At 60.7% G+C, this 6,092-nt stretch carries 8 protein-coding genes and 1 riboswitch; of the genes, 3 read left to right on the top strand and 5 right to left on the bottom strand.

Features of this window, described 5'->3' with window-relative positions; translation table 11 throughout:
• The 5 genes from tolA to ydfG form a co-directional block, all read right to left on the bottom strand.
• Positions 1 to 757 (bottom strand): cell envelope integrity protein TolA (gene tolA, locus ACRXB1_RS28165; RefSeq protein ID WP_449493893.1); only part of this gene is annotated, 757 nt, incomplete at its 3' end.
• Positions 757 to 1,203, bottom strand: coding sequence for a protein TolR (gene tolR / locus ACRXB1_RS28160; RefSeq protein ID WP_062000237.1), 447 nt, complete (start codon positions 1,201 to 1,203; stop codon positions 757 to 759). The genes tolA and tolR, both read right to left, overlap by 1 nt.
• Before the next feature lie 10 nt (positions 1,204 to 1,213).
• Positions 1,214 to 1,891 (bottom strand): protein TolQ, encoded by a 678-nt coding sequence (tolQ, locus tag ACRXB1_RS28155; RefSeq protein ID WP_056354982.1) that lies wholly within the window; start codon positions 1,889 to 1,891, stop codon positions 1,214 to 1,216.
• A gap of 179 nt (positions 1,892 to 2,070) precedes the next feature.
• Positions 2,071 to 2,553 (bottom strand): tol-pal system-associated acyl-CoA thioesterase, encoded by a 483-nt coding sequence (gene ybgC / locus ACRXB1_RS28150; RefSeq protein ID WP_449493894.1) that lies wholly within the window; start codon positions 2,551 to 2,553, stop codon positions 2,071 to 2,073.
• Positions 2,554 to 2,675: 122 nt separating this feature from the next.
• The gene (gene ydfG / locus ACRXB1_RS28145) at positions 2,676 to 3,422 is read right to left on the bottom strand and encodes a bifunctional NADP-dependent 3-hydroxy acid dehydrogenase/3-hydroxypropionate dehydrogenase YdfG (protein ID WP_062000976.1); all 747 of its coding nucleotides are present in this window, start codon (positions 3,420 to 3,422) and stop codon (positions 2,676 to 2,678) included.
• Between the two features lie 295 nt (positions 3,423 to 3,717).
• Positions 3,718 to 3,817: riboswitch (ZMP/ZTP riboswitch) on the top strand.
• 160 nt (positions 3,818 to 3,977) lie between these two features.
• Here ydfG and glyA point away from each other — a divergent pair.
• From glyA to ACRXB1_RS28130, 3 genes are all read left to right on the top strand, one after another.
• Entirely contained in the window at positions 3,978 to 5,225 is a 1,248-nt protein-coding gene (gene glyA, locus ACRXB1_RS28140) for a serine hydroxymethyltransferase (protein WP_062000235.1), read from the top strand.
• A 3-nt stretch (positions 5,226 to 5,228) separates the two neighbouring features.
• Entirely contained in the window at positions 5,229 to 5,711 is a 483-nt protein-coding gene (gene nrdR, locus ACRXB1_RS28135) for a transcriptional regulator NrdR (RefSeq protein WP_375508216.1), read from the top strand.
• A gap of 152 nt (positions 5,712 to 5,863) precedes the next feature.
• The coding region (locus ACRXB1_RS28130) for a pilus assembly FimT family protein (protein WP_449493892.1) at positions 5,864 to 6,092 on the top strand (229 nt) is incomplete at its 3' end.

The following is a 6,092-nucleotide window of genomic DNA, read 5'->3' as shown; positions in this document are numbered from 1 at the left end:
TGCCCGCCTGGCCCTGCAACGCCGCGAGCCGCGCACTGCGTTCCTTGTCGAGCTTGGCCTTCGCTTGCGCGTCGGCCTGAGCCTTGGCTTTTGCCTTCGCCTCAGCCTGGGCCTTTTCGGCTTGGGCTTTGGCGTCTGCTTGTGCCTTCGCCTTGGCGTCGGCTTGTTCCTTCTGCTGGTCGGCCTTGTCAGCCTCGGCCTGCTTTTCCTTGGCCTGCTGCGCCGCTTTCTGCTGATCGAGCTTCTGCTGGGCGAGTTGCTTCTGCTTATCGGCCAGTTTTTGCTTTTCCTGAACGGTTTTTGCCGCCGCGGCGGCTTGCTGCGCCGCCTGTTGGGCCGCAAGCTGCTGGCGCTTCGCTTCAGCTTCCTGCTCGGCCTGCTGCTGGGCGCGCTGTTGCTCGACGAGTTGCGCGGCGCGCGCCGCTGCTTCCTGCTTGCGCTTTTTTTCCTGCAGCGCGATGTCGGCTTCCTCGTCCTTCGCCGGCGGCGGCGCCGGCTGCACCTTGACTGGCGGAGCGGGGGGCGGAGCGATGCGCGGCGTGGGCGCCGACAAATCCGGAATATCCGTCCACAACTCGGCTTCCGCGCCGGCCGGCGTGTTGTTCTGCCAGTTCACGCCGTGATACAGCAGGATGCCGAGCAGCACGTGCATCAGCGCGGCGAGCGCGAACGCCTTCCATGTGCCGCGTTCACGCGGCGGACGGATGGGGCGCGCGCTGATCCGCGCGCCAGGGTTCCCGCTGGGCTGCCGATTCATCATTGCGATTTAACTAACAATCCGACCCGTTTGACGCCGCGCGCCTTCATATCGGACATCACGTTCATTACGATTTCGTATTTCACGGTCTTGTCGGCGGCGATCACGACCGGCTGGTCCGGATGCGATTCTTGCCGGTTCAGCACGAAGTCATTGAGTTCCGACTTCGTCATGTTCTGCTGTTGCGCAGCACCGCCGTCTTCCTTGTAGCGTACGTTCATGCTGCCGTCGGCCTTGATGTTGACCACGACTGGCGGCGTCTGCTCCTGCGGCGCGGCGTTGCCGACCGTCGGCAGGTTGATGATGGACGGCGAGACGAGCGGGGCGGTCACCATGAAAATGACAAGCAGCACGAGCATCACGTCGATATACGGCACGACGTTGATGTCGGACATGGCGCGCCGTGAACTGCCGCGCATGCTGGAACGCATTGGACCTCCGGCCATTCTGAACTCCTTAGTGAGCCTGACGCTGCAAGATGTTCGAGAACTCTTCGATAAACGTTTCGAAGCGGATCGCGAGGCGGTCGATATCGTGTGCGTAGCGGTTGTAGGCGACCACAGCAGGAATAGCGGCAAACAGACCGATTGCGGTTGCCACGAGCGCTTCGGCAATACCCGGCGCGACGTTGGCAAGCGTTGCCTGCTGCACGTTCGCAAGGCCGCGGAAGGAGTTCATGATCCCCCAGACCGTGCCGAACAAACCAATATACGGGCTGACCGAACCGACCGATGCAAGGAACGCGAGATTGACTTCCAGCCCGTCCATTTCACGCTGGAAAGCGGCGCGCATTGCGCGGCGCGAGCCGTCGAGAATCGCGGCCGGATCGTTCATGCGGCGCTCTTTGCCTTTCAGGAATTCACGCATGCCGGACTCGAAAATCCGCTCCAGTGCGCCGATGGTGTGACGGTTGTTCGCCGCGCTCTGATACAGCGCCTGCAGGTCGCCGCCCGACCAGAAATCGCGTTCGAAGCGCTCGGTCTGAGCGCGGGCGCGCCGGATGGCGAACCATTTACGAATGATGTACGTCCAGGACAACAACGACAGAATCAGCAACAGCGCCATGACGGCCTGCGCCAACAGGCTGGCATGAATGACGAGGGAAACGATCGACAGGTCTTGTGTAGTGTTCATAAATGTCCGCTGTTACGTCCCAAAGGGGCGTCCGAGTGGCTTCCGGGTAAGACAACGTTGTCGCCGGAGCGCGCTCGGTGCTGCTGTGCTTGCGTGCGTGAAGTCCCGCAGGCTCTATTCAGTTCAGGTCTTGATGAAGTCAAAGATGCTTTGTCTACATAGGATTTTTCTGAACAAGGTTATTTAAACGATATTGGTGTCGGCACGGTTGACGCGCATTCTACGTGCGGACCGCGGCGCAATCCGGCCAGCATTGATCCAGGAATTCCCACCGGACGAATCGACGCGAGGCTGACCGATGCGACCCGGATCTCGCCAGACGCCAGCAACACGCCGTCGCGCCACGCTTCCTGGTGAAAATCCACCGAGGCCCGCCCGAGACGGTCGATCCTGCTCACCACATGGAGCACATCGTCGAGCCGCGCGGGCGCCGAATACTCCACTGCCGTCCGCTTGACGACGAACAATACGCCATCCGACTCCGACAGCTTGCGTTGATCGATACCGCAAGCGCGCAGCCACTCGGTGCGCGCCCGTTCGAAGAACTTCAGGTAGTTCGCGTAGAAGACGATGCCGCCGGCGTCGGTGTCTTCGTAGTAGACCCGCAGCGGCCAGTCGAAAGTCAAGGGGCCGGTCGCCGGTTGATGCTCGCTGGTTGACATATTCATCCACGCATTTTACCGGAAGCTGAAAACTGGCCGCCGAAACGCGCTGTAATTTGCTGTTTCCAGGCAACAACTTAGGATTGGTGTCATCGAGGTCGTTGCCCGGGAGCCGTGTCGTTTCAGCCGCGATGAATGCTCAACCCGCCGAACGATTGCGCGACCGGCATCATTTCAATGGCATTGATGTTCACGTGAGCCGGCAGCGTCGCGATCCAGTAGATGGCGTCGGCGATGTCCTCGGCCGTCAGCGGCTGCACGTCTTTATAGACGTTGGCCGCTTTCGTGTCGTCGCCCTTGAAGCGCACGTTCGAGAACTCCGTCCCGCCGCACAATCCCGGTTCGATGTCCGTCACGCGCAACGCCGTGCTGGCAAGATCGGCACGCAAGTTCAGGCTGAACTGGCGCACAAACGCCTTCGTCGCGCCATATACATTGCCGCCGGCGTACGGGTAGGTCGCCGCGACCGAACTCAGGTTGAACACGTGACCGCGATTGCGCTCGACCATGCCGGGCAGCAAAGCGTGGGTGACCGTGACGAGACCTTTACAGTTCGTATCGATCATGTTGTTCCAGTCGTCGAGGCTCGCTCGCTGCGCCGGTTCCAGGCCGAGCGCCAGTCCGGCGTTGTTCACGAGCACGTCGATATCGGCGAATTCGGCCGGCAAACCGGCTATGACGGACTTGATTGCGGCGTCGTCGCGAACATCGAGTTCAACGGGCAAAAGGGCGTCGCCGAGCTCCTTCGACAATTCCAGTAGCCGGTCTTTGCGGCGCGCCGTGGCAATGACGCGGTGGCCGCCTTTTACAAACGTACGGGCGATGGCGGCGCCGAAGCCGGCGGAAGCGCCAGTGACAAATACGATCATGTGCGGATTCCCATTGTCAGGTTGCGGTCAGGTTGCGGAGATGCCGAGGTCGCGGGCGCCCGAGCGCGCGCGGGAAAGCCGGACAGCGTACTTCCAATGATGCGGCGCGGCAAGTTGTCAACCAGAATCTCCATTTGTCCGGGTGAGCCATTGCCGGCTGGGCGCCTGTGGCAATTTTGGTGCCCGACCATCCGCGAATGGCGCTTTCATGAATGACAGGCCTTTCAGAACCGAGCATTTTCAAGTGTTTAGCGGCTGTTGCCTAATCCCGGACGCGCCATTAAACTAGGGCGCTCCAGCCCTGCGTAACTGGCGACAAGGATCTTCGGGTCCAAGGTGGAATAACCCACCGGGAAGCGCAGGGTGTCGTTTTGCCGTTCGCCTGGGCAGCCGAGATCCGCACGCATGTGTTGCGTTGCCGGTGGCTGTCCGTCTCGCGTCAACGGAGCGTCTTTCTTCCGCCTCGCCTGGACCCATCGTGCTTCGCGCTCTCGCGGCGCAGATATGTTGCGCACGCGCGATCCGGTCAACTGACACCCATTCAACGGAAAACGTATGTTTGATAGAGCCAAGAGCACCATCGCCCAAGTCGATCCGGAACTGTTTGCCGCGATCGAGAAGGAAAATACTCGTCAGGAAGATCACATCGAGCTGATCGCCTCGGAAAATTACACAAGCCCGGCCGTCATGGCCGCGCAAGGTTCGCAACTGACGAACAAGTACGCCGAAGGTTATCCGGGCAAGCGTTACTACGGTGGCTGCGAATATGTCGACGTGGTCGAGCAACTGGCAATCGATCGTGTGAAGCAACTGTTCGGCGCCGAAGCGGCGAACGTGCAGCCGAATTCCGGTTCGCAGGCCAACCAGGGTGTGTTCTTCGCCATGCTGAAACCCGGCGACACCATCATGGGCATGAGCCTCGCCGAAGGCGGCCACCTGACGCACGGCTCCCCCGTGAACATGTCGGGCAAGTGGTTCAACGTAGTCAGCTACGGCCTGAACGAAGCTGAAGACATCGACTACGACAAGACCGAAGAGCTCGCCAAGGAACATAAGCCGAAGCTGATCGTCGCGGGTGCTTCGGCGTTCGCGCTGAAGATCGACTTCGAGCGTTTGTCGAAGATTGCGAAGAGCGTCGGCGCCTATTTTATGGTCGACATGGCGCACTACGCGGGTCTGATTGCAGCAGGCGTATATCCGAATCCGGTGCCGTTCGCTGATTTCGTCACGACCACGACGCACAAGAGCCTGCGCGGCCCGCGCGGCGGCGTGATCCTGATGAAGGCCGAGTATGAGAAGCAGATCAACTCGGCCATCTTCCCGGGCATTCAAGGCGGTCCGCTGATGCACGTGATTGCCGGCAAGGCCGTTGCGTTCAAGGAAGCGCTGTCGCCGGAATTCAAGACGTATCAGCAGCAAGTCGTGGATAACGCGCGCGTGCTGGCTGAAACGCTGGTCAAGCGTGGTTTGCGGATCGTCTCGGGACGAACGGAAAGCCACGTGATGCTGGTCGATCTGCGCGCCAAGCACATCACCGGCAAGGCAGCGGAAGCTGCGCTCGGCAAGGCGCACATCACGGTCAACAAGAATGCCATTCCGAACGATCCGGAAAAGCCGTTCGTGACCAGCGGCGTGCGTCTCGGCTCGCCGGCCATGACCACGCGCGGTTTCGGCGTGGCCGAGGCTGAGCAGGTCGGCAATCTGATTGCCGATGTGCTGGATGCGCCGGAAGACGAAGCGAACCTCGAGCGCGTGCGCGTGAAGGTCGCTGCGTTGACCAAGCAATTCCCGGTGTACGGCTAAGCCATGCGCTGCCCCTTCTGCCGTCACGAAGACACGCAAGTGGCCGATTCGCGTGTCTCGGAAGATGGGGCGGCGATTCGCCGGCGGCGGCGCTGCCCCGCCTGCGACAAGCGTTTCACTACGTATGAACGCGTGGAACTCGCGTTGCCGTCCGTCGTTAAAAAAGACGGCAGCCGCACCGAGTTCGACCGCGCGAAAATCGTGGCGAGCATGCAACTGGCGCTGCGCAAGCGGCCGGTTGCGGCCGACGCTATCGATGCCGCCGTTGCGCGCATCGAATATCAATTGCTGGGCAGCGGTGAACGCGAAGTTCGCAGCGACCGCCTGGGCGAGCTTGTCATGAACGAGTTGCGCCAGTTGGACACCATTGCCTACGTGCGTTTTGCTTCGGTCTACAAGCGTTTTGAAGACGTGTCCGAATTTGAAGACGTGCTCGAAGAGTTCCGCCGCGCGGCTCCGCGCAAGAACACTCCCCGCAAACGCTGAGCGTTTCTGCATTTCTCCTCCTCGCTTTAAACCGGTAATCGTTTCGACAGTATGTCGAGGCTTTTGCACGTCCGATACTCGGCCAATCGGCTAATGGCGGGCGCGGAAAATTCTCTTTAGATTGATTGCTGATCCGGTTCAATCGATGAGGGATGCAGATGAATTTCCGATGTTCACCCGGTTTTACGCTGACCGAACTCGCCGTCGTGCTTGCGGTAATTGCGGTCATCGCGACATTTTCGGCGCCTTCGTTTGTCATGTGGCACAAGCGCGATCAAGTCGATGCACGAGCGCGCGCCATGTTGTCCACGCTCACTTTGGCGCGCTCTGAAGCAATCCGGCGCGGCGCACGCGTGACCTTGTGCCGGATCGACGCCGCGA

This window comes from Caballeronia sp. M23-90 (genome assembly GCF_053574605.1).
This window is presented reverse-complemented; position numbering and strand designations above follow the sequence as displayed.